At 61.2% G+C, this 25,222-nt stretch carries 27 protein-coding genes; 17 read left to right on the forward strand and 10 right to left on the reverse strand.

All coding sequences use genetic code 11. From position 1 onward, the window contains the following. Positions 1-114: 114 nt before the first annotated feature. Positions 115-696, reverse strand: coding sequence for a hypothetical protein (locus QFZ69_RS22525; protein WP_307000521.1), 582 nt, complete (start codon positions 694-696; stop codon positions 115-117). A 1,196-nt stretch (positions 697-1,892) separates the two neighbouring features. On the opposite strand from QFZ69_RS22525, the gene QFZ69_RS22530 reads away from it, so the two are divergent. From QFZ69_RS22530 to QFZ69_RS22540, 3 genes are all read left to right on the forward strand, one after another. Then, positions 1,893-2,936, forward strand: coding sequence for a hypothetical protein (locus tag QFZ69_RS22530; RefSeq protein ID WP_307000524.1), 1,044 nt, complete (start codon positions 1,893-1,895; stop codon positions 2,934-2,936). 357 nt (positions 2,937-3,293) lie between these two features. After that, positions 3,294-3,908, forward strand: a complete 615-nt coding sequence (locus QFZ69_RS22535) for a recombinase family protein (protein ID WP_307000526.1) — start codon at positions 3,294-3,296, stop codon at positions 3,906-3,908. Between the two features lie 278 nt (positions 3,909-4,186). Next, positions 4,187-4,702 carry a hypothetical protein gene (locus QFZ69_RS22540; RefSeq protein WP_305943367.1) on the forward strand — a complete coding sequence of 172 codons (516 nt, stop codon included), beginning with the start codon at positions 4,187-4,189 and terminating at the stop codon, positions 4,700-4,702. 94 nt (positions 4,703-4,796) lie between these two features. On the opposite strand, the gene QFZ69_RS22545 is transcribed toward QFZ69_RS22540, so the two are convergent. Continuing rightward, on the reverse strand, positions 4,797-5,597 hold the full coding sequence (locus QFZ69_RS22545) for a hypothetical protein (protein WP_307000530.1): 801 nt from the start codon (positions 5,595-5,597) through the stop codon (positions 4,797-4,799). A 128-nt stretch (positions 5,598-5,725) separates the two neighbouring features. Here QFZ69_RS22545 and QFZ69_RS22550 point away from each other — a divergent pair, with 128 nt between their 5' ends. Continuing rightward, positions 5,726-5,902 (forward strand): hypothetical protein, encoded by a 177-nt coding sequence (locus tag QFZ69_RS22550; RefSeq protein ID WP_307000534.1) that lies wholly within the window; start codon positions 5,726-5,728, stop codon positions 5,900-5,902. Positions 5,903-5,986: 84 nt separating this feature from the next. Here QFZ69_RS22550 and QFZ69_RS22555 read toward each other — a convergent pair whose 3' ends face one another. The 6 genes from QFZ69_RS22555 to QFZ69_RS22580 all read right to left on the reverse strand — a co-directional run bounded on the left by QFZ69_RS22555 (position 5,987) and on the right by QFZ69_RS22580 (position 9,541). Next, positions 5,987-6,616, reverse strand: a complete 630-nt coding sequence (locus QFZ69_RS22555; protein WP_307000538.1) for a bifunctional 2-polyprenyl-6-hydroxyphenol methylase/3-demethylubiquinol 3-O-methyltransferase UbiG — start codon at positions 6,614-6,616, stop codon at positions 5,987-5,989. Between the two features lie 151 nt (positions 6,617-6,767). Further along, positions 6,768-6,944 (reverse strand): hypothetical protein, encoded by a 177-nt coding sequence (locus QFZ69_RS22560; protein WP_155855702.1) that lies wholly within the window; start codon positions 6,942-6,944, stop codon positions 6,768-6,770. Between the two features lie 147 nt (positions 6,945-7,091). Further along, a complete protein-coding gene (locus tag QFZ69_RS22565) occupies positions 7,092-7,667 on the reverse strand; it encodes a GNAT family N-acetyltransferase (RefSeq protein ID WP_307000540.1) in 576 nt (191 codons plus the stop codon). Between the two features lie 210 nt (positions 7,668-7,877). Then, on the reverse strand, positions 7,878-8,456 hold the full coding sequence (locus QFZ69_RS22570) for an SDR family NAD(P)-dependent oxidoreductase (protein WP_307000542.1): 579 nt from the start codon (positions 8,454-8,456) through the stop codon (positions 7,878-7,880). Positions 8,457-8,592: 136 nt separating this feature from the next. Then, positions 8,593-8,883 carry a hypothetical protein gene (locus QFZ69_RS22575; protein WP_307000544.1) on the reverse strand — a complete coding sequence of 97 codons (291 nt, stop codon included), beginning with the start codon at positions 8,881-8,883 and terminating at the stop codon, positions 8,593-8,595. A gap of 181 nt (positions 8,884-9,064) precedes the next feature. Then, entirely contained in the window at positions 9,065-9,541 is a 477-nt protein-coding gene (locus QFZ69_RS22580) for a DUF4160 domain-containing protein (RefSeq protein ID WP_307000546.1), read from the reverse strand. Positions 9,542-10,041: 500 nt separating this feature from the next. Here QFZ69_RS22580 and QFZ69_RS22585 point away from each other — a divergent pair, with 500 nt between their 5' ends. The 3 genes from QFZ69_RS22585 (at position 10,042) to QFZ69_RS22595 (ending at position 16,265) form a co-directional block, all read left to right on the forward strand. Beyond that, on the forward strand, positions 10,042-10,524 hold the full coding sequence (locus tag QFZ69_RS22585) for a hypothetical protein (RefSeq protein WP_307000548.1): 483 nt from the start codon (positions 10,042-10,044) through the stop codon (positions 10,522-10,524). 318 nt (positions 10,525-10,842) lie between these two features. Continuing rightward, complete coding sequence (locus tag QFZ69_RS22590; RefSeq protein WP_307000550.1) at positions 10,843-11,154, forward strand: TnpV protein; 312 nt, start codon at positions 10,843-10,845, stop codon at positions 11,152-11,154. Positions 11,155-11,189: 35 nt separating this feature from the next. Beyond that, positions 11,190-16,265, forward strand: coding sequence for a helicase-related protein (locus tag QFZ69_RS22595; RefSeq protein WP_307000552.1), 5,076 nt, complete (start codon positions 11,190-11,192; stop codon positions 16,263-16,265). A 72-nt stretch (positions 16,266-16,337) separates the two neighbouring features. Here QFZ69_RS22595 and QFZ69_RS22600 read toward each other — a convergent pair whose 3' ends face one another. Beyond that, positions 16,338-16,760, reverse strand: coding sequence for a hypothetical protein (locus QFZ69_RS22600; protein ID WP_307000554.1), 423 nt, complete (start codon positions 16,758-16,760; stop codon positions 16,338-16,340). A gap of 298 nt (positions 16,761-17,058) precedes the next feature. Between QFZ69_RS22600 and QFZ69_RS22605 the strand changes: the two genes are divergently transcribed. From QFZ69_RS22605 to QFZ69_RS22625, 5 genes are all read left to right on the forward strand, one after another. Then, positions 17,059-17,346, forward strand: a complete 288-nt coding sequence (locus QFZ69_RS22605) for a glutaredoxin family protein (RefSeq protein WP_307000556.1) — start codon at positions 17,059-17,061, stop codon at positions 17,344-17,346. A gap of 3 nt (positions 17,347-17,349) precedes the next feature. Next, the gene (gene ssb / locus QFZ69_RS22610) at positions 17,350-17,886 is read left to right on the forward strand and encodes a single-stranded DNA-binding protein (protein ID WP_307000559.1); all 537 of its coding nucleotides are present in this window, start codon (positions 17,350-17,352) and stop codon (positions 17,884-17,886) included. A gap of 76 nt (positions 17,887-17,962) precedes the next feature. Then, positions 17,963-18,418 carry a hypothetical protein gene (locus QFZ69_RS22615; protein WP_307000562.1) on the forward strand — a complete coding sequence of 152 codons (456 nt, stop codon included), beginning with the start codon at positions 17,963-17,965 and terminating at the stop codon, positions 18,416-18,418. Further along, positions 18,408-18,671 carry a hypothetical protein gene (locus QFZ69_RS22620; RefSeq protein WP_307000564.1) on the forward strand — a complete coding sequence of 88 codons (264 nt, stop codon included), beginning with the start codon at positions 18,408-18,410 and terminating at the stop codon, positions 18,669-18,671. The genes QFZ69_RS22615 and QFZ69_RS22620 overlap by 11 nt, the downstream gene beginning before the upstream one ends. A gap of 68 nt (positions 18,672-18,739) precedes the next feature. Continuing rightward, a complete protein-coding gene (locus QFZ69_RS22625; protein ID WP_307000565.1) occupies positions 18,740-18,964 on the forward strand; it encodes a helix-turn-helix domain-containing protein in 225 nt (74 codons plus the stop codon). 339 nt (positions 18,965-19,303) lie between these two features. Here QFZ69_RS22625 and QFZ69_RS22630 read toward each other — a convergent pair whose 3' ends face one another. Further along, a complete protein-coding gene (locus QFZ69_RS22630) occupies positions 19,304-19,612 on the reverse strand; it encodes a hypothetical protein (protein WP_307000568.1) in 309 nt (102 codons plus the stop codon). A 245-nt stretch (positions 19,613-19,857) separates the two neighbouring features. Between QFZ69_RS22630 and mobC the strand changes: the two genes are divergently transcribed. From mobC to QFZ69_RS22655, 5 genes are all read left to right on the forward strand, one after another. Continuing rightward, positions 19,858-20,253, forward strand: a complete 396-nt coding sequence (gene mobC / locus QFZ69_RS22635) for a plasmid mobilization relaxosome protein MobC (protein ID WP_307000570.1) — start codon at positions 19,858-19,860, stop codon at positions 20,251-20,253. Positions 20,254-20,260: 7 nt separating this feature from the next. After that, the gene (locus QFZ69_RS22640) at positions 20,261-21,865 is read left to right on the forward strand and encodes a relaxase/mobilization nuclease domain-containing protein (protein ID WP_307000572.1); all 1,605 of its coding nucleotides are present in this window, start codon (positions 20,261-20,263) and stop codon (positions 21,863-21,865) included. Positions 21,866-21,875: 10 nt separating this feature from the next. Continuing rightward, on the forward strand, positions 21,876-22,634 hold the full coding sequence (locus QFZ69_RS22645; protein WP_307000573.1) for a hypothetical protein: 759 nt from the start codon (positions 21,876-21,878) through the stop codon (positions 22,632-22,634). A gap of 65 nt (positions 22,635-22,699) precedes the next feature. Continuing rightward, complete coding sequence (locus tag QFZ69_RS22650; RefSeq protein ID WP_307000575.1) at positions 22,700-23,752, forward strand: YhcG family protein; 1,053 nt, start codon at positions 22,700-22,702, stop codon at positions 23,750-23,752. Positions 23,753-24,117: 365 nt separating this feature from the next. Continuing rightward, positions 24,118-25,209 carry a hypothetical protein gene (locus QFZ69_RS22655; RefSeq protein WP_307000579.1) on the forward strand — a complete coding sequence of 364 codons (1,092 nt, stop codon included), beginning with the start codon at positions 24,118-24,120 and terminating at the stop codon, positions 25,207-25,209. Positions 25,210-25,222: the final 13 nt, after the last annotated feature.

Here is a 25,222-nt window from a genome sequence, read left to right on the forward strand (position 1 = left end):
TATCGCTCCGCCCCGCCGCCCCTTTTCCTCAATTGAAGCGGCATGATCAAAAACGACCCGTTCCGGAACGGGCAAGGCTTTAAGCCCACTGCCCCTTCGTTTCTGTGAGTGTGGCTACTCCGGGTTTACGGAAAGGTCCGGATTCTCTTTGGGTGAAAGCTCTTGTTCCGCGATCTTGGCTAGTTCGACCGCTCCGTTGAACAGGCAGCTGCTATGCGCTTCCAGCTCATCTGCGGTCGGAGGCTTCGGCCCACCCCACGGACCATAGCCTCTGCCCTGATCGGCCAAACGATTTACACAGCTGCTCATGTCTCCAGCGAGTACTGTGGCGCGGGCTGATCCAAAGGCTTCGATTCGGGTAACTGCTTTAGTGAACTTGTTTATGTTCGCTGTGAGTTCGCGGTTGACAGGAACAAGGTATGTCTGGGTGTAGGACTCGTCTGGTGTCGTGGCTGGATAAATTCGGGACCAAGACGTCCAGCTTGACCGAAGGTCCACGAGTACATCGATCAGCTCCATATAAGCTTCGGCGCGGCTTTCCCTGTAACGCTCTGCGTTGGCCGCCTCGATTTGATTTGTTGCAGCAGTACTAGCCGCCTGGCCTCCGACCCAAGCCCCGCCGAATGCTCCACCTAGCCCAATGACCGCAGTCACTACGGCAATCGTCCACTGACTATGTCCTCGTTCGTTACCCATAAGACTCCTTAGCGAATCCGTGGATCAAACTCAGCCGCAGCCGATGGGCAATCTAAATGCATCATGTAATGTCCCGCATCAAAGTTCGAGCAGTAGAAGGCAGGTGTCGCGGAGAGACCTCGATCAGCCTGCATCCGGCTGGGAAACTCCTGTTCCAATGAGCACTCCAAAAGAAGCGTTCAACTCGAGCAGCGTCACTGTTCCTGCGGAGGAAACCCGAAGGCGCCGGCAATCGAATCCCCAAATGAAATCTTCGTAGTGCACGGCCGGGAGTGGCGGCCGCTGATGAAGTGAGAGTCCAGGTACCAGGGTGACAGGCATCATGCCGCAAATCCTTGCTGACCCGCCTGGTCATCATTGAGACTCGAGCGCCACGCGGATCCTCCATCACGCCATCGTTCTTTTAACTCGGAGCGCCCTGCTCTCCACCACTCTCAGTTGCGAACTGCTGGGTGGAACACCCTGCGCAAGCGGCTAGAGCTGGCAAGAGCCGCACTATGGAGGGTATTCCTCGAATATAGAGCAAGGGGTGGTCGAGTCAGAAACGACGGTTTCTGGGGCGGGTTTGGCGCAATGGGGGGGAGTGGCTGATTGAGGGCGTTGTTCACCGGCTGCTCGGACACCAATTCGGCGGTAGTCAATAACGACCGTTTGCAGTAGGGACTACCGGTGGATAGCCCCGCGGACACTAATGGAATAGGTCTCGGAGATCGTCAGCAAGCTCGAGAAGCTCCCGACGGGCTTGCCCTTGCTTCCTTGTTTCCGCCTCCACTGAAAGTGTCACTTTCCCGATAAAAAGGGCCTGCTTTTCACTGCGCTATTTGGCGCTTAATGCAGCCCGCAAGCGGACACTTCGCCGAGTGGCTACTTGCCCTCGGATCCCTAATCTAGGAAATAAGTATTGTGGATGCCCCTAACTGTGCCATAACAGTGAAACACTGTTAGAAACAGTGAACACTGTTAGAGGTTCACCGCGAGGAAATGCGGAGGGACAGGGGTCTTCATGGCGGAAAACAGTTTTCAAGTCAGTGTGGACCGTGATACGACGCTGACTGTTGATGTCACGGAGTCCGGTGTGGCCAGACTGCAAATGGCTGACACACTGGATGCGGAGGTGAGACCGGGCGACAAGTTTGTCCTTGTCCTCCGGCCAATCAAGCCATCCGAACCGACTTGGACCAGTGGTACGGGCACCAATGCTGGAGATGTCGATGATCGTCCCCCGGTACGGCACGGTGGTGTCGGGGCCTTGGGTGAGCCAAACCGAGATGTCTGACGAAAAGGAGCCGAAGCCGGAGGCCGCTTTTCCGGCGTCTCCTTGGAGAGAAGCTTCTGAGCGACTTCGTTCGACGGCCCGAGTCTTCGTGGCATCTCTTGGGGCGGTCGCTGTGACCGTTGTTGCCGGGCTAAGCCTCACCGCTTTGAGCACATTGGACCCAGAATCACCGAATTTTGCTGTCGCTGTTAAGGGAGCATTGACTGCAACGTTGGGCGTGGTCGTGATGCTCGCGCTTGCGATGCGCCTTTCTTCCTCGTCTGCTGTGTCAATGGACGAGATGCTATCGCTTGATAACAAGAAGGGACGGTGGTGGCGAGGGCTGCTCCGCCCTGGATTTATGGATGCGTATAAAACTGTTGGTGCTAAGTCCAACGGTTATCTCGCCGGGTTTGACGACCTAGCGTCGTTTAGCGCCGCCGTTGACCTGGCGCTGAAGGACGAGCGAGATAAAGCCGACGCCGCTGCTGCCGCACCAGACGATTCGGCCGCATACGCTAAGTACAAAGCTGCGAATAGAAAGGCGACCTGGTACGACGCCCGGTTGCACTCGCTTATCGAGGTAGCGAGTTTTCAACGTCTGCGGCGGAACTTCGCGGTCACTGCCTTTCTGATGACCCTATTTGGGGCAGCGACTGCAATCGGGATAGTCACCTACGCGGCAGCCCTTCAACCGCGCGGAGTGCCTTCCTCGCCCGTTGCAGTGACGACACACGACAAAATTCAGATATATGCGCCTAAGAGTCCTGCCGGCGCAGCCCTCTACAAGAAGGTGGTGGGTTGTGACCAACATGTGGACGCACTCGTACTGGGCGTAGCTGGTGCCAGCGTAACTGCCATCACGCTCCCGGACGCTGTCTGCCGGTCAGTGACGTTGGCCGCGAAATGGGATGGAGCTGGCTACACTGCAACGTTTGACCTTCCCGAGGAGAAGGCAGAGCCCAAACCGTCCGCAACACCCTAGGCTGGCCGGACCAAATCCTCTGTCGGTTCAATCACGACATCCCCTCAACTCGTTTGTTCGACCAGGATGCTCGAGCCACGGGCTCATCGTCATGGAGCGGTTTGTAGCTAACATCCCTGGAGCCTCCTTAGCAGCCAAGCCTGATGCCGGCCGCGGAAGACGTTATCGGAACGTCAGCAAAAACGACCCTTTATGCATGTTCTGTGGGCGGCTATTGTCGTGTCACTCAATCTTCGTCGCGGTCACGTCTACAAGACGTAGATAAGATGACGGGTAAAGTGACATTGACGCCGACTTCCGTGGATTGGGGGAGTGGTGTCATTTAAACGAACGTATAAATGACAGGGGGTCCAAGCCATGTTGATCGGCTACATGCGGGTGTCGAAGGCAGACGGGTCGCAGAGCACCGACCTGCAGCGCGACGCACTGCTGGCCGCGGGCGTCGACCCGTTGAAGCTCTACGAGGACCAAGCCTCGGGGAAGAAGGACGACCGCCCCCAACTGGCGGCCTGCCTGAAGGGCATGAATGCCGGCGACACCCTTTTGGTGTGGAAGCTGGACCGGTTGGGCCGGGACCTGCGCCACCTGGTGAATACCGTCCACAACCTGACCGAACGCGGCATCGGGCTAAAGATCCTCACCGGCGAGGGCGCTGCCATCGACACCACCACGGCCTCGGGAAAGCTCGTGTTCGGGATCTTCGCCGCCCTGGCCGAGTTCGAACGCTCCCTCATCTCCGAGCGCACCGTCGCCGGCCTGGCGTCGGCACGGGCCCGCGGACGCACCGGAGGCCGCCCGTACAAGATGACCCCGGCCAAGGTGCGCCTGGCCATGGCCGCCATGGGGCACAAGGAAACCAAGGTCGGTGCCCTCTGCACGGAACTGGGTGTCACCCGCCAAACCCTCTACCGCCACGTCTCCCCGAGCGGGGAGCTGCGGCCCGACGGCGCGAAGCTCCTGAAGTCGCAATAGAACCGCCTGCACAAACAGCGGCCGGCACCGCCCCTGGCCAGCGCATCGGGCCTCGCCGGCGTTCTTTTCACCCCCCCCGTCACCGGTCGCTTCACCGGACGGGTCTTACGGGACGTTGGTGGGCCCCAGCTCGCAATGATGCAGTTCAGCGGTGTGTGCCACCGGTCGAGGGCCGGCTTACGGGCCGTACCAAGCCCAAGGCATTGACAGTGACTCTAGAGCCTTCTACAGTGTCCTAGGAGGACGTCTGGAGCCTCCTGAGAAACGAGGATTTCGATATGAATGAAATAGCCCGTCTTACCAATGCGCTGGCTGCGGCCGCTCGCGCCTTTCTGCACGTGCTGGATGACCGCCACGAGGTCGACCGATCAGCGCAAGCGTCGACGCAGCAGGTCTTCGCATCGGGTGCCGGTTCACAAACGGAGTACGACCCGCTCCTGGACGAACCACCGATCACTCCTCGGCTCAAGCAACACGGAGGCTCGGAAGGTGAGGACAAGATGGTCACGGTTGCCTTCCTAGGCGCGGTTGCCCGGCTGAACGCTGAACTCGGCACAGGAGCCACCGCGAAGGACATCCATCGAGCCGCACTCAGAGCCGGGTACCCGCGGGGCGGCCAAGACGTGGTCGGCTGGGTAATCCGACCAGGGCGTCGTGGCGCCATCGAAGTCCGAGATGACCTCCGGTACCTTGGCGACGAAGGCCACAAGTGGCTCCGGGCCGAGGCGGCCAACATGGGCATTGTGATCAAAGGCGACATCACACCCATCCCGATTCCACTAGCGGATAGCTGACAAAGGTCCCGGCCCAGCTGCTGGTAACGTCGCGTAAAAAGATCCGCTACCGGAACGTTGCAGCGTCCCGGATGAGGTTCCTCTAACGGACCGTCTATCGGGCAGGGTGAGGGGGCATCGGGGCCTCGGGGTAGAGGCTAGCTCCCTGCCGCAGTCCGTGGATGAATCCGGCGACAGCTGCTCGTTCCCGGACAGGCATTGCCTCGACCGATGAGAGTATCCATGCCACGTCTGGCGAGATGGTCTCGGAATTGGGTCGTATCGTCACATCCGGCGTGACAGGTCGCGTCACGGGTTCCGGACATGAGAAGGTGCCGACCAGTTCTTGGCCCCTCCCCAAGTCGCCCTCATTCGGAACCGACCGCAGTTCGATCTTGACTGTCGCCGGCCAGGCGTCGATAGGGTCGCTGAGGCCAAATTGAATTTTGTAGTCAACCAGCCAAGTGTCACCCACCAGGCCCCTAAGGATTGTGCAGATCCGGTCGGCGAGCACAAGGGAGTCCACCATAGGAGCGCACTTCTCGCCGATCCAACGCGATTCGTCCTCAGCCAAATCTTTCGCGTCCTGATAGTCGAACTGGAGCTGAGGACTTGCCTCCAGCTCGCGCCACCATCGGCGGATCGGGCGCTCGTCCGTCGGGTCCTCAACCATCCCCTGCAAGGCCCACCAGAGTTCAAGCAGTGCATCGGCATCGAGTTCCAGCGCATCAGCGTAGCCGCGGATCACCGCCTCGGTCTTGGGCGGACGGTTTCCACTCTCGGCCATTGAGACAGCAGCAACGGATAACTTGGGGATGAAAGAAGCAGCCACATCGGATTGGTTCCTCGGCAAGCCTTTCCTCACAACCTGCAACACGGTCCCGAAAGCTATTGCGGAACTCGAACCGGATTTCACCTGACAACTCCTAGCGCATCGTGTATCTTCGATTTCACAGCACAATTACCTTGTGTACTGTGTAATCTACCAGCCGTTCCCTCGATTCGCGAGTGCCGAGGGTCCCCTCAGGAGAAAAGAGAGTAAGCATGAAGCAACGATTCCGAATCGATGTCGTCAAGGTCGCCCAAGTCCTGGCCGAGAAAGCCGAGGAGGTGGATCACGCGACGGGTCGCACGACCGTGGCCCTCAACTCAATTGTTGATAACGCCAAGATCATCTACGGCGTCGTATCCCCACTCTTCCTCCGTTTCAGGGCGAAGTAGGCCTGGCGTGGCCTCCTCGCCTGGGTCCGATGCCAGGAACGCCCTCACATATGTCCGCTGAGGGATCCCTCAGAGGTACGGCTTTTAAGGGTTCCAGGAACGCAGGATGAACATGCCATCCGGCCCCTCAGATGTTGCAGGGATTCCCGGAGCCTTGTAGATGCTCACGCACCAGGGGTCGTCGGTGAATGGGCTCACGTGCCAGTTCGAATACCGGCTGTGAAGGGCTAGGCCCGAAGCGTCTGCGGCTTCGTCCTGATCACGAGGACCGCCGCGTGAGTTGGTTGAGGTACCGGTTACTAGAAGGCCCGCAGGAGTGAGGATGCTGGCCGTGTTGTGGAAGGCCGCTTGCAACTCAGTGGAAGTCAGGAAGGCTGGTACGTTTCCGGCCATGAGGACGCACTCGTAGCTGAGCGGCAGCCCAAGTTCTTCCAAGGAAGACCTGGAGGCATCTTCGGCCCTCAGTTGGCGGTACCAACTTGCATCGAACAGGTCGGCGGCGACCTGAAGTGCAGGCTCCGATGGATCAATTCCATAGGCCTCGTGCCCACGCTGCCTCAGCGCTTTGACGGCAGAGCCGATACCGCAGCCTAGGTCAAGCACTCGCGCTCCGCGGGGGATGAGCATGTCGACGAAACGAGCGTCTACTTCTAGATCGACATCCGAGACGGCCAGATTTCGCATTTTTGAAACGTATTTTTCAGTGACATGCACCACGCTAGTCTGCCACCAACTGGGACGAAGAATGCCTTGACCGTCCGTAAGCCGATCGGCCGAGGAGACACCCTCGACAGGTGCTGCTGAAGGGGAGAGAGCGGCGGCCGGGGTCTCGTGCGTCCGGAACCCCTACCGTCATCCGGCACGATCACCACAAATAGGATTGGCTCACGTCGTAGCCCAGGCCCTCGAGGTAGGTGTTGAGTTGCTGTTGAGCATCGGCACGGTTCCGGAAGCCGGCGAAACTGAATCCGCTCATGTCGGCATCCTCGGGAACCCGAAAAATCATGACGGTGCCGAAGGCGGGGACGCTGATGTGGGCCATGCCGGGAGTCCTACCTGTTCGGGTTGTAGCTGCTCGACGCCATTGTAATCTGTGTCCTTTACAAAAGGGTTTGCTGTGGACAGCTCCGCTCAATGTCGTCGTTTTCGCGGTGCTTCGCGTCCTGGCTGCGTCCCGCAAGCCGATCCTCTACTGACTCAGTGGTACGTCGGCTTCAAGGATCGACATGTAGTGGACGTCAATCCATTGCTCGTCGAACCACAGCGCGTCCCGGCCCGTTCCTTCGTAGCGGAACCCTACTTTCTCGTAGACATGCCGGGCGCGCGGGTTGAAGGCGTAAACCTCAAGAGCTATTCGGTGAAGACCAAGCTCGTGTATGCCGTGCCTGACAATCAGCTCGGTCGCCTCACTGCCAAGCCCCCGGCCGCGGCCTTCGGCGCCAAGGAAAGCACGGAAGCCGCATGAGCGATTCAACTCGTTCCAGTCGTTGAGCACGACTTCTCCAACCATCGCGTTCGTCGCCTGATCGATCACGGCGAGGACGAGACGGTCATCGGCGGAGCTCCAGCGTTCGTACGTCTCGCGGAGGTCATCAACAGTCCACGGCAGCGTTGTCTGGCTGCTGGAGTGCACTGTTCCGGTCAGAATTGCAGCTTCTGCGTCCTGGAGCATCCGATGCACTGTAGGTGCGTCCTGAGCCTGAATCGGTCGCAGTTTGACGCGTTGGCCCTCGATTGTCGGCTTATGCGTGAAGATCGTGGTCATGCGGCCAGTTTGTCAGAAACTCTAGGAACCTCGTCCGTAGGCCGGTCCGTTCGAGGATCCCTGAGCGGGCCCTGATCAGGGACCGCTTCCTTATGTTGCTACCAGTGGAGGTCCTGCTCCCCAAGGGAACAGAAGCGCGGCGACGCCCGATCCCCTGAGTCAACGAGCTCGCGCATCTGGCGAGCGGCCGATCGCGGATCCTTGGACGCGTCAGTTTGACCCATGGCTGTTGCCAGTTTGCCGGGGTGAACTGCCCAGCAGCGGGATACGGCCATGAAGGTCCTGGGCTAGGGAGACGGTCAGCATGTTCTGAGCGGCTTTCGAAATTTTGTACGCGTAACTCGTCGAGAGACCGGAGAAATCACGGTTTGCCTGGGCAGCCAGAGACCCTAGTCGCGACGACACGTTGATGATGATCGGATCAGGTGCCTCAAGCAGATTCGGCAACAGGAACTGCACCAGGCGCAGCGGACCAGCGACGTTCACATCGACGGCGTTGAGGACCCCTTCAGCCCGGATAGTTCCCAGCTCCGCATGAGGCGCTCCCTGCACGGCATTGTTTATGAGCAAGTCCACTGGGCGGCCGTTCAGAGCTTCAGCCAACTCAGGGCCGGGTTCGGACCGCACATCCTGCTGGACCGTTACGACGTCCGTAGACCCGGCTCGGGCTTTCAGGACCTCGGGTGAACGCGTGATGGCCATGACGTTCCAACTGGACGCCGAGAACTCTTGCACCAGGGAACGCCCCAGTCCTCGATTGGCACCCGTGATGACAGCCAGCTTCTTCATCCCTTCAGGCTAGTCGTCGCACGAGTAGCGACGTTGCGCTTGAGTGTGTCCCGCAGAGCGTTTGGCTATTTGGACCCCGGGATCTCAAAGAGATAGCGGCGAGCGAGGGTCAGTCGATCGCTGCGGTTAACCTGGGTCAGAGTGCCCGCCCCCGCCGGTCCCAATCAGCTCTTTTGGCCTCTTCCTCTTCCCAGAAATGGCCGTCATGACGACGAACGTACACAAGGAAACCAAGGAACGCCGCGCCCAGGATCAACCCTGCAAGTGAAAGGTAATCCCCCAGATCCCAAACAGTTCCCATGACCAGATTCCCGACAACCATCACCAACTGCAAGGCGGTCCAGAGCGACCACAAGACAAACTGAACCCGAAAGCCGCCACGGGTCATCTTGGGTTGCAACCTCTTGGACCCGTTAGCCTCGCTCATGTGCTGAGGCTACAAGCCGCGTCAATCTTTGGGAACGGTCAGGCCCACTATTGGCCCCGCCCGTTCACTGTCGCTTTCACTCTGCTCATCGTGAGCCGGCTGGATAGCCTCTACCCGGTCGGCGGGCCGACTTCCATCCCGTAGAGGGATGCCCCTTCGTACAAGACGACGAACCGAAGCTCTAGTCGAGGATTGTGACGGTGTCTCCATGATTCTTCTGCCACCAGCCCACGAAAAGCTCATGGTGCTTGACGATGAGCGCTTTGATGTTCTTGAGCTGCTTCTGGTTTGCCCAGGACGGAAGGGCGCCCTCGGATTCGCCAGTCTCGAGGTTGATCTTCACGTACTCGCTGTCCGGCTCAGATTTCTTCAGGATGTGCACATGTGGCGGCGGATGGTCATTCGGCCACACGCGAATGCTGATGCCACCATCGAAACTCTTCCCCTCCGCAGTTAAAGAGGTGAGGAATCCCTCTTCGTCGAAGGCCGTTGGCCAGTCGTCTTTGTTCTCGCCGAATTCATACAACGCCATGCTGGCGAGTCGCTGCAGGACGTCCTGGGCCTCTAGACGCCCCTCATCCTCAGCCAACTGCCATCCAGCGGGCTCACCGAGGTTGCGTCCCGCCTGCTCGTAGGGCGTGAGGTCATCATCCTTCATCTGCACAGTCTACAAAATGAGGGCTTGATCGCCCCTTGCCGACAACGGTCGATGCGCGAGCGGTGCCGAGTTGCGTTCAGCACCGTGTGATTGCGGGTTCCGATTGAGGATCCCTCACCGGACGATTCCGATGAGACCGTGGGCGGTCTTGGATCAGTCCGTCCCTGTGGTCCTGGATCACGACGTAATTGAAGCCGGACGCTCCACCCTCGTCATAGGAATCAGCTAAACCGCCAAACCGAGCTGCGAAAAATCCCAATCAGAACCAACAGTCACACTCCGGGATTACCGGGTTTTCGACCAGCCTAAGATGAGCCGGCCCTCCTGTCTTGATAAAGGATCCTTTGCCGAGACGCCGCGTCGGGATTCTTACTTTGGCTGACGCGGAGCACATCGCAACTCCTGCTGTTACAGTTGCATCTGTAACGTGTACAGTTTGAAACTAAATTCCGAACCGCCTAGGAGTACGACTAGGCCCAGCCACACTGAAAGAAGTTGCTATGAGAGAACTGAAGAGTACCAGCGCTGAGCTGCATGTCGTCACGAATGTCACTGGGTGGTCGCATGGTCGCATCGACCGGCTGATGGATGCGATCAAGTCGCTCGAGGTCGACATCGACACCGCGTCGGATGAGGAGATCGAAATTACGGGATGGACCAAGGAACTCGTTGAGAAGGCCTTTGAACTGCTCGCCGGTTCTAGGGCGAACGTGCAGATTAAGGTTGTGAAGTTCGCCATTGAGCATGGTGGAGCAGTCAGTCGAGAAGACGTCTACGAACTCGGCGCCTACGACGAGAGCCGGAGTCTCAAGGGGTTCACGCGTCCCACTAACCGGGCGACCCAGGCACTTCGTGATTCGGGTGAACTTCCGGAAGATGCGGAGGAATTGCTGGAGCCAATTTACGACATGAGCATCAGCAGCTACCAACGGGCGAAGGGATTCCGAATTCCTTTGGAAATCGTAAAACTGTACGCCGTCTAGGGCGTTGTTGGTGTCGGAGGAAAGCCCATCTGAAACCGATTATGTCTGTTAGGGAACAGCGGATACTGCTCCCGCCTACCGGATGCATGGTACGAAACGGACGAAGAAGCAACAGCCGGCCGGGACCTCGCACCACAGCGGAAACGCTCCGCGCACCGGAGGAGTAAGGGTGCGGCTGTTAATCCATCGGTGCCTTCGCTAGCGTGGAGGCAAACGGAGGGGGACGGCGCACACACATGGCACCGAGGAAATCTAAGAACCACATTGAGGGTCAGCTGAGTCTGGAGTCCTTGTGGGCCGAACCGGAAGAGGTAGTCAATGAACGAGCACGGCAGACACGCCATGGAAACTATGAAGAATCACGACCCGGAGAGCTTCGCGCAGATAGCGGACCCCGAGACACACTTTTCGACTTTGGGGGAGGAGATCCAGCAGGCGATCTGGGACCTCAGCGAACAGCTGACACCAACCAGGGGATCGGAACCGCCGCTGGAGTACATCGGGCTGGCGAACATGGCCAAGCTCCAGGCACGCGAGATGGTGTACCAGGAGATGATCTACGCCAGCCTTCCCGCGGAGCCGGAGGAGATGGAGCCGACCTACGGGGCCCAGGAGGACGAGGAGAACTAGAGGCCGAACCTCAGCCTGAGCCGGCAGCGGTTGCGGTGGCCGGACGGTTCCGCCCTGCATCCCAGACTGACCTTGCCCCCTCGGGACAGAAAGCCCGCTTCGCAGCAAACGTAGAAGCAATCCGCATCGTCCGGGAGCTGGAGGACCAGCAGAGGCCGGCCACCGAGGCAGAACAGCGTTCCCTGGCGCGGTGGTCCAGCTGGGGAGCGGTGCCTCAGCTGTTCGACAAGGCCGAATGGGCGGCCGAGCGCGCCCAGCTGCAGGAAGTCCTGAGCGACCGCGAGTATGCCGCAGCGTCGCGGACCACGACGAACGCGTATTACACCGACGCCGCCCTGGTAAAAGAAATCTGGTCCGCCGTCGACCGGCTCGGCTTCACCGGGGGAGAGGTGCTGGAACCCGGATCCGGCGCGGGAACGTTCATTGGTTTCGCCCCGGAAGGCGCCCGGATGACCGGCGTAGAGCTTGATCCGCTGACAGCCTCAATTTCCCGTGGCCTCTACCCCGACGCGACGATCCGCAGCGAGTCTTTCGCCGACACCCCGATCAAGACCAACTCCTTTGACCTCGCCGTCGGCAACGTCCCGTTCAGCAAGAACACGCTTTATGACAAGACCCACAACGCCGACTCCCGGCACTCCATGCACAACCACTTCATCCTCAAGAGCCTGACCGCTGTGAAACCCGGCGGCTACGTCGCCGTGCTGACCTCCAGCTTCACCATGGACGCAACCAACCCCACCTCGAGGCGGGAAATGAGCGCCATGGCGGATCTGGTGGGAGCCGTGCGCCTGCCCACCGGCGCCCACCGCCGCGCAGCGGGCACCGAAGCACTTACCGACCTGCTGCTGCTGCGCAAGCGCGAGCCGGGCCGGGAGCCTGCCTACACGGACTGGGAAAAGGTCGGCCCCGTCATCATCGACGGCCGCAACGTGAAGATCAACAACTACTTTGACCTGAACCCGCAAAACGTCCTCGGGCAGATCACCGTCGGGAACGGCATGTACGGCGAGGAAACCGTCAGCGTCAAAGCCGACGACCTCGCCGCCGTCCCGCAGCTACTCGCCCGGCGGCTCGACGCCGTCGTGCAGGAAGCACTGGACCGCGGCCTGAACCACGCCCCTGCCGAGCCGGCCCCGGGGAAAACCCCAGCCGCACTCCTGCCGTCCACGGGGCAGCAATGGGACGGCACCATCACCGCCCAACAAGACGGAACCTTCACCGTTGCCCGTGCAGGGGAACAGGTCCCGTTCCCTGTACCCAAAGCACACGCAGCGGAGCTAAGCGACCTGCTGGGAATGCGCGACGGAGCACGCGCCCTGTTGGAGATGGAAGCTTCCGACAGCGAAGACACCCCTGCGATGTCGGCTCACCGAACCGCCCTGGCTGACCAGTACACGGCATATGCCGCCAAATATGGACCGCTCAACCGCTTCACGGAATCTGTCCGCACGGACAAAGAAACGGGCGAGAACATCATCACCCGCCGTGCAGCACCCGCCGTGCGGATCCTGCGCCAGACGGACCCTTTCGGCACTCTGCCGCCGGCCCTGGAGAGGTTCAACGAGGAGACGCAGACCGCGGCACCCGCGGCTCTGCTTCAGCACCGGCAGGTAGTGGCCCGCAAACCGCTCATGGGCGCGGACACCGTTGACGAAGCCCTCGCCATCGCCCTGGACACCTACGGTGCCCCGGAGCTGGAACAGATCGCGGACCTGCTGGGCGTCACGGAAGGGGAAGCCCGCGAGCAGCTGGGCACGCTCGTGTTCGATGACCCGGAAACCGGCAAGCTCGTTACCGCACCGGAATACCTGTCCGGGAACGTCCGGACCAAGCTCGACGCCGCCCGCGCTGCGGCGGCCGAGGACGAGCGCCTGAGCGTGAACGTCACCGCACTGGAGGAAGTCCAGCCGCCGCGGGTCGGCATGGAAGACGTCGAGGCGCGCATCGGTGCGGTCTGGATTTCCCCCGAGGAACACCAACGCTTCGTCCAGGACATCCTGGCCGATCCCAACGCCAGCGTGACCAGCGTCGGCAGCGGCATCTGGCGGGTCAAAGCCAACCGTGGGACAGTCCGTTCCACGAACGAGTGGGGGACGGGCCGCCGGCCCGCCCCGGATCTGCTGCAAAGCATCCTGGAACAAAAGAGCATTCAGGTCGAGGACAAGAACGAGGACGGCAAACCCGTCGCCAACCTCGAAGAAACCGAAGCGGCCCAGGAAAAGGCCGAGGCCCTGCAGGAACGCTTCGCCGAGTGGGTCTGGGAAGACCCCGAACGTGCCAGCCGGCTCATTGACGAATACAACCGCCGCTTCAACTCCCTGGCCCTGCGCGACTACACCAAGGAAGGCGGCCGCCTGACCCTTCCGGGGCTCGCTAAGTCCTTCACCCCGCACCCGCACCAGCGCACCGCCGTGGCGCGCATCATCTCCGAACCGGCCGTGGGCCTCTTCCACGAAGTCGGGGCCGGCAAGACTGCCGAAATGGTGATTGGAGCGATGGAACTCAAACGCCTGGGCATGGCCTCCAAGCCCATGGTTGTCGTCCCGAACCACATGCTGGAGCAGTTCACCCGCGAGTGGCTGGAACTGTACCCGCAGGCCCGCCTGCTCTCGGCCGGCAGTGATGACATCAAGACCAACAGCGGAGACCTGACCGCGCGCCGGCAGTTCGTCGCCCGCGCCGCGGCGAACGACTGGGACGGCATCATCATGACCCAGCAAGCCTTCAAGAGCATCGGCGTGAAAGCCGAAACCATTGAGGCCTACCAGGAGTCGATCATCGCCGACGTCCGGCAGACCATCGTCAACGCCCAGGCCGAAGGCGAAGACCGGACCACGGTGAAGAAGCTTGAAACCAAGCTCCAGGCCGAAGAAGAGCGCATGAAGAAGCTCATGGACACCGCACCGGACCTTGGACTGACATTCGAGGACACCGGGGTGGACTACCTGTTCGTGGACGAAGCGCACGACTACAAGAACCTCCGCACAGTCACCAATATCAAGGGCGCAGAAATTGCCGGGTCCATCCGGGCCACCGACATGCACCTGAAGCTCGAATACCTGCGCAGCACCCACGGGGAACGCGTCGTCACGATGGCCACCGGCACACCGATTGCCAACTCCATCACCGAAGCCCACGTCATGCAGCGCTACCTGCGCCCGGACCTGCTCCAGGCCGCGGGTGTGGAGAACTTCGACGTCTGGGGGGCAACGTTCGGGGAAACCGTCACCGCCATCGAGATGGACGCCGGAGGCCGGCTGAAGAACAAGCCGCGCTTTGCGAAGTTCAAGAACGTCCCAGAGATGCTGCGGTCCTTCCACGTCTTCGCGGACGTGAAGCTCTCCGAAGACCTGAATCTGAAAACCCCGGACCTCGCCCGCCGGCCCGGCGACGGGGAACGGCAGCCGGAACTGGTACTGATCCCGCAGCCGCCCGAACTGGCCGAATACATGAAGGGCCTCGCGGACCGGCTGGACTCCCTCTCCGGCTGGGCAGAGAAGGGCGCGGACAATGCCCTCAGTGTCTACAACGACGGACGCAAAGCCGCGCTGGACCTGCGCATGGTCGGCATCGAACCCGAATCCGCGACCAAACTGGACCAGGTTGTCGCCAAGACCCTGAAAGTCTGGGAAGAGAACCGGGAGAACGAATACGAAACCAGCTTCGAATCCGGCACCCTCTCGGCCAACAAGGGCGCCCTGCAGATCATCTTCTGTGACCTCAGCACGCCTTCGAAGAACACCGGACCCGACGGCAAACCGGTCTGGACGGCCTACCAGCAGATCAAGGACCAGCTCGTCGCCGGCGGCATCCAGGCGGAGCAGATCCGGTTCATCCAGGACTCACCCAAGCCCGAGCAGAAAGCCCAGCTCTTCGCCCAATGCCGCACCGGGGAAGTAGACGTGCTGATCGGCTCCACCGCCATGATGGGAACCGGCACCAACGTCCAGCTCCGCGCCAAAGCGATCCACCACGTCACGTGTCCCTGGCGACCGGCTGACCTGACCCAGCGCGACGGACGCATCATCCGCCAAGGCAACGCCAACGCGGAGGTCCACAACTTCCAGTACGCCACCGTCGGCAGCTACGACAGTGCCGTCTGGGACGGGATCCAGCGCAAGGCCACCATGATCCAGCAGGTTCTCCGCGGACGCCTCGACATCCGCGAGATCGAGGACGTTGGAGACCTTGCCCTCAACGCCGCACAGATCAAAGCAGCGACCAGCGGCAACCCACTGGTGATGGACAAGATCGAGGCCGACGCCGCCCGGACCAAACTCGAACGACTCAAACGCGCCCACGAGAAAGGACAGAGCACCCTCTCCTGGACCAGAGCCGCGGCCGAAACCAGCATCACCAAAGCCGAAAGCAAGCTGCCCGCATTGCAGGCGGCACTCCCGCGCATCACCCCGACCGCAGGGGAGGCCTTCACCGCCACCATCGACGGCAAGAGCTACACCAAACGCCCGGAAGCCGTCGCGGCCATCTCTGAATGGGTCCGTACCCACACACCGGAATACGGAAACTACTACCGCCAAAAACAGGACCACGGCACGATGGCTACCCTCGGCGGCCACGAGCTGCAGGTCCGCAACGCGGCCGACGACTCCCGCCTCGGCTCCTACCAGGACCTCGCCGTCACCATCAAAGACGTGCCCGCACCACCGCTTGTCTTTACCCGACTGGAGCTGCTGGAAGGAAGCGTCGGCATCATCACCCGGCTGGAGAACAAAGTGGCAGGCCTTCCTGACTACGAGGCCCAGCTGCGCCAAACCATCACGGAAAAACAGGCGGTGCTTTCCGACGTCGAGAGCCAGGCCGGAAAACCGTTCAAGTACGAGGACAAACTCGTCACCGCACGTGCGAAGTGCGCGGAACTGGACGAAAAACTAAAAGCCTCCATCGAACCTCCCAAGCCAGCGCCGGAAACCGCGGCTTCGGCCCCCGAGGCGGACGTGGACCCGGCCGTTGCGCGACTGCGCAGACTGCAAGCCGCAAGCTTCCCGGTAGCCCCCAGGAACACCCGCCCGACTCAGACACACCCGACGCCGCAAGGACCCAGCGGACCCGCTCACGACCACTCACGCGACAGCAGCTTCGAGAGATAGCGAGAGGTGAGCGGACCCGGACTACCAGTAGACAGTGCAGGCAAGAGGGCAGGCGTATCTAGACGGAGCCCATTAGGGCACGTAAAACTCACGAGGTTCACTGGCTTGTACCGAGAGCGCTCCACCCGGTCCGTTGCCGCCCACCGTGTGCGCGTATGGCACGCCGGATCCGTGATTCCTGCCTGCGCAGGCGCATTCACATAGCCATACATTCTCCGGATTGCCGCGGTCCCAGCACTGCTTGACGCACTTGTCGACGCCGCCGTGCTGGATGACCTTGACCCGCCCGTAGCGCTCAACCAGCCCTAGAGTGACCTCATTCGTGTGAGGTCGCGATACGGACCAGACTCCACGGTTGTACTCCACCTGGCCCCTGCGTGATGCGTTGAACATGTCACCCAGGATCGTGTAGCCAGCGCCCTTGCCCTCGTACGGCAGATTTTGAATCTCGGTCCGAGCGCCAGCAGGTCGGATAACCACCGTTACGTCGATCATGGGTAGAGCGTAGGGCCTGATCTATTCACGCAGCGAATCGTGTCGTTCGGGGATCCCCTTCCGGGCACGTAGTGGCTGTGCAGACGACTTTGGACATTTTGTGCAGTTAGCTTCTGAAAGTGACAGGTAGCACCGTCTGCTGACGGACGAGACTCCCGCTATGCTCACCAAACTTGCCCGAAGAAACCCCCAGAAATAGCGGAAAAACACCTATTCATTCAGTTGAATGATTGGTAAAATGGGAGTAGCAACTAAGCAGTCGAACCTAACTAACGTGATACGAAACCGAGGACTGAAAATGACTCTCACCATCTACACCAAGCCCGCCGGATGCTTTGGCTGCGCTAAGACCAAGCAGAAATTCGCCGAGGCCGGGATCGACTTCCACGAGGTCGACGTCACCAGCAACCCGGCAGCTTTCGAGTACATCACCGAAGAGCTCGGCTACTCCCGGGTCCCCGTAGTCGTGTACGACAAGGACGGCACCGAGAACCACTGGTCCGGTCTGAACCCGGGCGGAATCGAGCAAATCATCGCCATCGAATCCGCCGTCCGCGAAGCCTGGGGAACGGGCGGGGGAGAGTAATCAATGTCAGGCGATACCAGCATCACAGTGGCCGGCAACCTTACTGCCGACCCCGAGCTGCGGTTCACCACAGCCGGCACGGCCGTCGCGAACTTCACCATCGCATCCACGCCCAGGGCGTTCGATAACGAGCGCAACGAGTGGGTGGACGGGGAGACTCAGTTTCTGCCTGCGCATATCTGGCGGGGAGCGGCCGAGAACGCCGCAGGGTCCCTGACCAAGGGCACGCGCGTGATCGCAACGGGTGAATTGAAGTCCCGCAGCTACGAGACAAGGACGGGGGAGAAGCGCACCGTGCTCGAACTCGAAGTCGAAGAGATTGGGCCGTCCCTGCGATACGCGGCAGCGGCCGTGCACGGCTCATCCCGCGCATCCGCAGATGCGGCGGAAGAAGAAAGCCGCAGTGAGGAAATCCACCCCGTTGGTCACTTCAGCCTCAGCGCCCGCGGGTACACCGACGACGACCTGTGGTTTGGCATGGATGCCAACCCCGCCGGGCGCATTAGCACCCGCCCCCAGGACCCCGAACCGGCGTACTGACCACAGTCAGAGCCAGCGGCTACGCTGACTCCAGGAATCGATGCACCGCGCCCTACGAGACACCAAGGAAACCGCTATGACGCATGAAGATGATCTCCGCAGCTGGGCAAAAGGCTCCTACACTTCCGAGGCCGGAACTGAGCTGCTGCTGCGCGCCTTCGGCGGCCGCTACGCAGCCGTCGGCAACCCCTGGGTCCATGCCAGCGGCACATCCACCGAGGGATACATCGAGAACGCCTGGATTGATTTCGAAGCCCTCGGAGAGCACGCCAACAACGGACCCTACTCCGGCGGGGAGCGGCGATTCCTGCTGCTTGCGGCGTCCCTGGCGGAGAACGTGCCTGTCGTCCTGAGCGAAGTCGTTCCAGGCTTGGACCGGCAGAACCTTGATCTGGTTCTCGCCGCGATTGCCCACGCCGGCGGCAGCCACCAGCACTCCGATATCCACGAGAACGACGACGGAAGCATGACGCTTCGCCCCGGATACCTCGACAGCCTCCACCCGTGGCCACGGAGCCTTCGTGCCGTCTAAAAAGATCGCTGCTTTCACTCCCTACTTCACGGAGGACGAGGCCGGCCGGGTCCGGGCTGCGTTCCTTGCCGCCGGGCATTTGGAGAGGGACGCGAGCGTATCGGACTTCATCGTTCGAGCGACGATGCGCGAAGTGAAACGACTCGAACGAAAACACAACCAAGGCAGAAAATGGGAACCGGCGCCGGCCGGATCCCTCCGCCGCGGACAGCGCACCAGGGACGAGCTGCAACACCGGAACGAGGTGGATTGAGAATGCCGAAACGGACAGAGAACTTGAGCGAGGTACCTGCGCCGACAACGGGACCCATGTTCCCCAGGATGCTGACTCTGGAGCAGATTCAGGAGATTCTGAACGTCAAAAGCGCACTGGTCTATTCGCTCGTTCGCAGCGGCGAGCTTCCCGCCGGGCAGTTCGGTGGACGGGGTGTGTGGCGGGTCCGGGAAAGCGATCTATCGGCCTACATCGAAGCTGCGTTCGCGAAGACCGCGGAGCGCATCGCGGCCGGTCAGATCAAGGATGATGACGTCACCGCGGAAGACTAAAGAGAACACGGATACGACGAAGGCCGGCACCTCGAAAAGGTGCCGGCCTTCGTCGTATCTGCCCACCGGAGCCTCTTGTGGTCTATGGCTGAAAAGAGCCAGCCGCAGCGTCCACCGGCGGCGGGAGCGGCGTGTCTTGGTCCATGGGAAACGTGGCCGCTGGTGACCGGGCAATGTCCAGGCTGTGCATGATCGCCGGACACCGTGGTGAGTGACGAGTCCCAAGGATACCTGGCGGTTGTGTGCAGCCGGTCAGCCGGGTCCCGTCGTCCACATGTGTGCGGGAAAAGCAGCGGAGCGATTGGGCTTTTGCCGTGCCCATGCGGGCGAGGGGCAACGCTACTGGGCGCCGTGACTTTCGTCCTCCGTAGTGGCCGCGGCGCTGTCGCCGGTGGCGCGGTTCGCGGCCTTACGGCGACGCCCTGCAGCGCCGGATTCGAGGCCCAGCTTTTTCAGCTCCTCCGGGCTCCATCCGTCCTTGGTGGCGCGGACGTAGGCGCGCTTGTCTTCACGTTCTGCCTCGGCGAGCTGTTCCCGCAGGTCGGTGATCCGCTGACGGGTCTTGACCAGTTCGGTCACGGAATCGATGCGTGAGTTCAGGAGTGCTTTGGCCTGGTTACGAGTCTGTTCAATGTCGATGGTTGCCATGCGACCAGCCTAGCCCGCCGGTACGACGATTCGGGGCAGCGACCCTGCATGCCGCTGACGGCTGCTTTGCAGAACTTCCGCCTACGGAAAACCGACGGGCGGAAAGCAGAAAGAGCGGAGCAAGCTGGGAACTTAGCCGGGCTAAGTTCGTGTCGCTCCACGGATTTGCATCCGGTCAGCGGCAGACTGAAGTCTGGTCCCGGATTTCCGGGTCGCTGCGCTGGCAAAAACGGAAGGCGGGACACGTGAGTGAAAGCAACGGCTTCGCCGGGTGGAAGTCCCGCCGCCGCCGGGCCAACGTCGACGGCGGCAGGATGCACCGTCACGAGGTCAAGGTCAGCCCAGAAGAAGAAGCTCAGCTTCTCGCCCTCGCGGAAAAACACCGCGTCACGATACCGAGACTTCTGATCGAAGCGGCGCTCAATGAAGACAGTGAAAGCCCCTCGGAGCGGCGGGACCAGTTCATGCAGCTGTCGAACCTGCAGCGCCTCATCGGTTCCGTCGCGAACAACGTCAACCAGATCGCCCGGCACGCCAACTCGACAGGGGAAGTGCCGCCCGAAGCGGCAGCAACGATCGCCCACGCGAAGTCCGTGATCGTCCGGATCGACCGGCAGCTCGCCGACATGGCCGGCCGGTGAACCTGCCGTGATTCCGAACATCACCCAGGGCGACCGCATGGCGGGCCTGATGATGTACCTCGCTGGCCCGGGACGGGCCAACGAACACGAGGAACCCCACCTTGTCGCCGGCGACTCCGCACTCATGGCCTGGCACGACGACAACGAACTGAATCGGGACGCGGCCCTGGATATCGCCAACGCCCTGGACCGCGCCCAGCAGTTCTACAAGACCGAGGTGGACGGCGGTCACGTCTTCCACTGCTCACTGAGCCTGTCCGCAGAAGAAGGCCAGCTCACCGACGCGCAGTGGGGCGCCATCGCGAATGACTTCATGAAGGACATGGATTTCACCGAGGACGGCGGGAAGGCGCCGGCCCGGTGGGTTGCCGTCCGGCACGGGCTGAGCAAGAACGGCAACGACCACATCCACATCGTGGCCAGCATGGTCCGCGACGACGGCACCAAATGGAACAGCTGGAAGAGCAAATACAAGTCCCAACAGGTCGCCCGGGCCCTGGAGAAAAAGTACGGCCTCAACGAACTCGGGGATCTCCGTGCCGAACGCGGATACACGCCCGCGGAACAGGCCAAGGCCGTCCGCCAGGGACTGCCCGAAGTCGAGCGCCACAGCCTCGCACGGACGATACGCACCTGCGCAACGGCTTCGACGGATGAAGCAGAGTTCGTCCGCCGCGCACGCCAGGAAGGCCTGCTGGTGCGCCCTCGCTATGCCGCTGGCCGTACCAACGTCGTGACCGGATACTCCGTGGCCGAACGTCCCCGCAAGGGGGAGCGTGCCGTCTGGTTCGGCGGAAACTCCCTGGGCCGTGACCTCGCCCTGCCCAAGCTCCGCAGCGACTGGGAAAGCACCCCGGAGTCAGCAACGGCCGCCGTCGAGGAATGGAACGCCGCAGCACGAAACCGCAGGCCGGTAAACCCCGGCCGGGAAACGCTGCAGCCCTCGGCCGAGCTATGGAACAAGTACACCCAAGACGTCAGCGCCCTCCGCGAGAAACTGGCTACCACCCCGCACGCTGACCATGCCGCCTGGGCACAGGCAGCCCGGGAAACATCGGCCGCGTTCGGTGCATGGTCCAAACGCATCGAAGCCACGCCCGGGCCCCTGGCCGATGCCGCCAGGGAACTGTCCAAATCCGCCCAGCTCCGCCGCTACCCGTCGCGGTCTGCGGTTGCCCTGCCGTCTGCACGCGGTGCCACCATGATCCTGCTTGCGGCGACGTCCAAGAGCGAACGCGCCGCCTACGCACTGATGTTCCGGCAGCTCGCCCAGACCGCCCGCGCCATCCACGACATGCACAAAGCCACCGATGACCTCCGCCGCGTCCGAGGCCTCGCAGCCGCCGTCACCGCCGCCAGCAAAGCCGTGGAAGCCAGCGCCACAGCGCACACCATCAGGGCACATCCGGTGACGATGGAAGCGTTGCGCGAACAGCACCCAGGAGCCAGTGAAGAAGCCCTCCAGGCACGGCTCATCGCCGAACGCTCACGAGGCGGCTCGCCCGTCCCTACGACACTCACGCGCCCGGAGAAGACATTGCAGCGAGCCGGGCCAAGCCGTCCGCAAGAACCCACCCGGGACCACAAACCGAATCTAGGCATCGAGCGATAGGGGAAAGAGCATGAGCGAAGCAGACGGAATGGACGAAGCAGTAGACGGCGCAATGCGTACCGGGCTGATGGTCGCCAGCCGCATCGGCGAACAGCTGGCCAGAATGCGGGAAGAAGACCAGCGCACCATCGCCGCCTCCGAGGAACAACGAGCCCGGCAGCTGCAGGAGCGCTTCGACGCCCAGCGGGCAGCGGCCCGCGCCCACCTCGCACCGGCCACCCGGGATGACTGGTGGGACAAAGCCACCCCCGTAATGATCGAACGAGTCCATGAGACAGCTACGGCGTGGAAAGCCTATGACCCCGAGGCTTCCCAGGCATCAGAGCGGATCCGGGACCAGGTGCAGGCCCGGTACGGCATCGACGTAAACAACACCGGCGCCGACGAACGTTCCGTTTCCGAAGCCCTCACCCGGGCCCAGCAGGCCCGCCATGAAGCAGAAAACGAACGGACCAAAGCCTCCGCCGCACGCACGGATGAAGTGGTAGTTGGAGCCGCCGTCGCCGGCGCCAACACGCAGGATACGGTCACTAAAAAAGCACAGGAAGAACCTGCCTTCGACTCCGCTGAGCGGCGTCAGCAACTGGCAGAAAGCCTCGAAGGCAAGGGCGACCGCGAGGCGGTCAACTCTCGGCTCCTGGCAGATAAGCACCAAGGGGTGCCGGCGACGGCGGCCTTGGCCAACAAGCCCTCGCTTGCCAAGACCTCGAAGATCGCCAAGCAGGGCGGCAACGGCAAAATTCTGGAACGCGGCGGACTCGAACGCTAAGGGTTTGCCGCACGCAAGGAGGAGCAAGTGATCGCCTGTCCATGGGGCTCTTTAGGATGGAACCCATGACAGGACCGCGCGACCTCGCCCTCCCGACCGGATACACCGACCTCCTCGGTGAGCTCAAGGACCGAGTGAGGGCCGCGCGCACCACGGCGCTGCGGACGGTCAACACTCAGTTAATCGATCTGTACTGGTCCATCGGCACGACCATTTTGGAGCGCCAGGACGTGGAGGACTGGGGGAGCGGGGTCATTGGCAGGCTGGCAGATGACCTGCGGATGGAGTTCCCGGAGATGAAGGGTTTGTCCCGGCGCAACCTCTTCTACATGCGTGGTTTCGCCGCATCGTGGCCGGAACCAATTGTGCAACAGCCTGTTGCACAATTGCCCTGGGGCCACATCACCGTGCTTTTGGACAAGGCCGACACCCCGGAACAGCGGTCTTGGTATGCCTCTGCCGCCGTCGAGTATGGCTGGTCCCGGAACGTACTCATGAACATGATGATGAACAAGACTTTGGAACGGACGGGCGCGGCGCCCTCGAACTTTGTGCAACAGCTTGTTGCACCGGATTCAGAGCTGGCCCAGCAGATCGCCAAGGATCCCTACAACTTCGAATTCCTGGGTCTCTCCGGTGAGGTCGCCGAACGCGACCTCGAGAACGCTCTGACCAGCAGAATCACCGAAACCCTCCGAGAACTCGGCCCCGGATTCTCCTTCGTGGGGCGCCAGGTCCACTTTGATGTGGACGGGGATGACTTTTACGTGGACCTGCTCTTCTTCCACATTGAACAATCCCGCTACGTCGTCATCGAACTCAAGACAGGCAAGTTCCAGCCCGAATACGCCGGCAAACTCAACTTCTACGTCGCACTCGTCGACGACGTGCTGCGGCGCGACCGCCACAACGAAACCATCGGCATCCTCATCTGCGGCACCAAGAACGACCGCAGCGTCCGGTACAGCCTGGGACGCTCGACCTCACCCATGGCCGTCGCCGCCTACACCTACGACAAACTCCCACCGGCCGAACAACAAGCTCTCCCCGACGAAGGGCACCTCTTCGCAGCACTGGAATGGGCCGAACCGGAGGACCCGGCACCGCAAGACCAATAGGGACTGCCGGACGGCACTTGGGTGCATTTGCCGCAGCGGCCCGGCTAGGATACGGCCCAACGGTACTCCTGCCCTAGCTGGAGGAGCTGTCGCGGATCTGGAATAGCTGCTTACAGGAGTGCGGGTGTGTCATTCCTGCTTGGTACTCCTCTGCATGCCGTGTCGTCGGCGGCGAAAAACTAGCAAGTGGGTTCCGAAATTGCTTGTATCCGTTATTCTCAACCATGACCTTGCTCTCACCTGGTCCAGCGACACGTGCGTGGTTGGACGCCGGACGTAAGAATTCCAGGGCTTCGAGTCGGCGACTGCGGCGACACGCAGGCTTCGCACTTTTTCTATACGCCCTGCTTCAAGTCGGCCTCAACTTGGCTCATGGATGGGGGATCGGGAATCCTGGAGTCTGGGACACCAAACTGGGTATCGATCATGCTGATGCATCAGCTATCGTCGGCGGTTTGGCGGCAGTTGTCTTAACCATAAATGTAGCGGTCTTTGCCGCAAGAATCGGCCGTTCTGGAGATTTGCGTGGCGAAATGGACTTGGCCCGCTGGCAACGGAAGATGGAGATTTTGGCCCCTCTCGCGGGAGTCACAGCCTTGGTCGTAGCGGGAACAAGGTTTCCGACTGAGATAGGTTTGGGCCTCGTTCTTCTTGCCGTCGCACTCGTAACGCTAGCCGCCTCGGATGTGCGGATCGCTGGGCGGTTGGGAACCCTTGAAATGGAGGCCGGGGTAGCTCAGATTCTGTACCTCGAGTCTCGGACTGCCCTAGACAATTTCCGTGACTCTCTACCTGACCGCCTGCAAGCGCGGCTTCCCAAAAAGCTTGAATCATCCGAAACGTACATGGCGGGCCCTATATTTTTCACCGTTGTCCTAGTAGCTCTAAAGTTTGCACTGTCATTGTTGACGCTGATTACTCTGGGCGAGGCGGAGTGGCAGAAGCTTTACTACAGCCATCAAGGTATTGATTACCTTTTTTGGACACCCTTGTTGTCTCTTGGCGGGTTGGTAGTGCTGTGTCAACTTTTTACGCTGAAAATGCGGCGGCGCGCTCAGCTGTTGGCCCCCTCTCGTGGACTTGTTTTGCCGCTCGGTCTCATCCGGGGAGGGGAAGTGTTTACTGTTGGGGCACTACTTGCCGTAGAGGGCACTGTTAATCAGCCCTCGTTGAAGCTCGGACAGTGCCTAATCACTCTCGGCCTCTGTTTCATCCTATATCTCAGCCTGTCACTAGGCCTTGGACTCGGGAAATCAGTGGTCCTGGGTGAGCTGGCCCGATTGACGGAGGCCGCTGAAGAGGCAAAGTTGCGAGCTGCCGCAGCAGTCGAAGAACTTAGCGCTGAAGTGGCGCTTCGTGCAGTCCTTTCAGCGGAAGAGGAAGCCTCAAATTCGGCTAATTTGCAGCGAAACCAAGGCTTCATCCGAGGAATTTTTTCTAATCTCTTGGCGAGATAGCCCTCGTAAGGGT

It is taken from the genome of Arthrobacter sp. V1I7 (assembly GCF_030817015.1).
Taxonomy (GTDB): domain Bacteria; phylum Actinomycetota; class Actinomycetes; order Actinomycetales; family Micrococcaceae; genus Arthrobacter.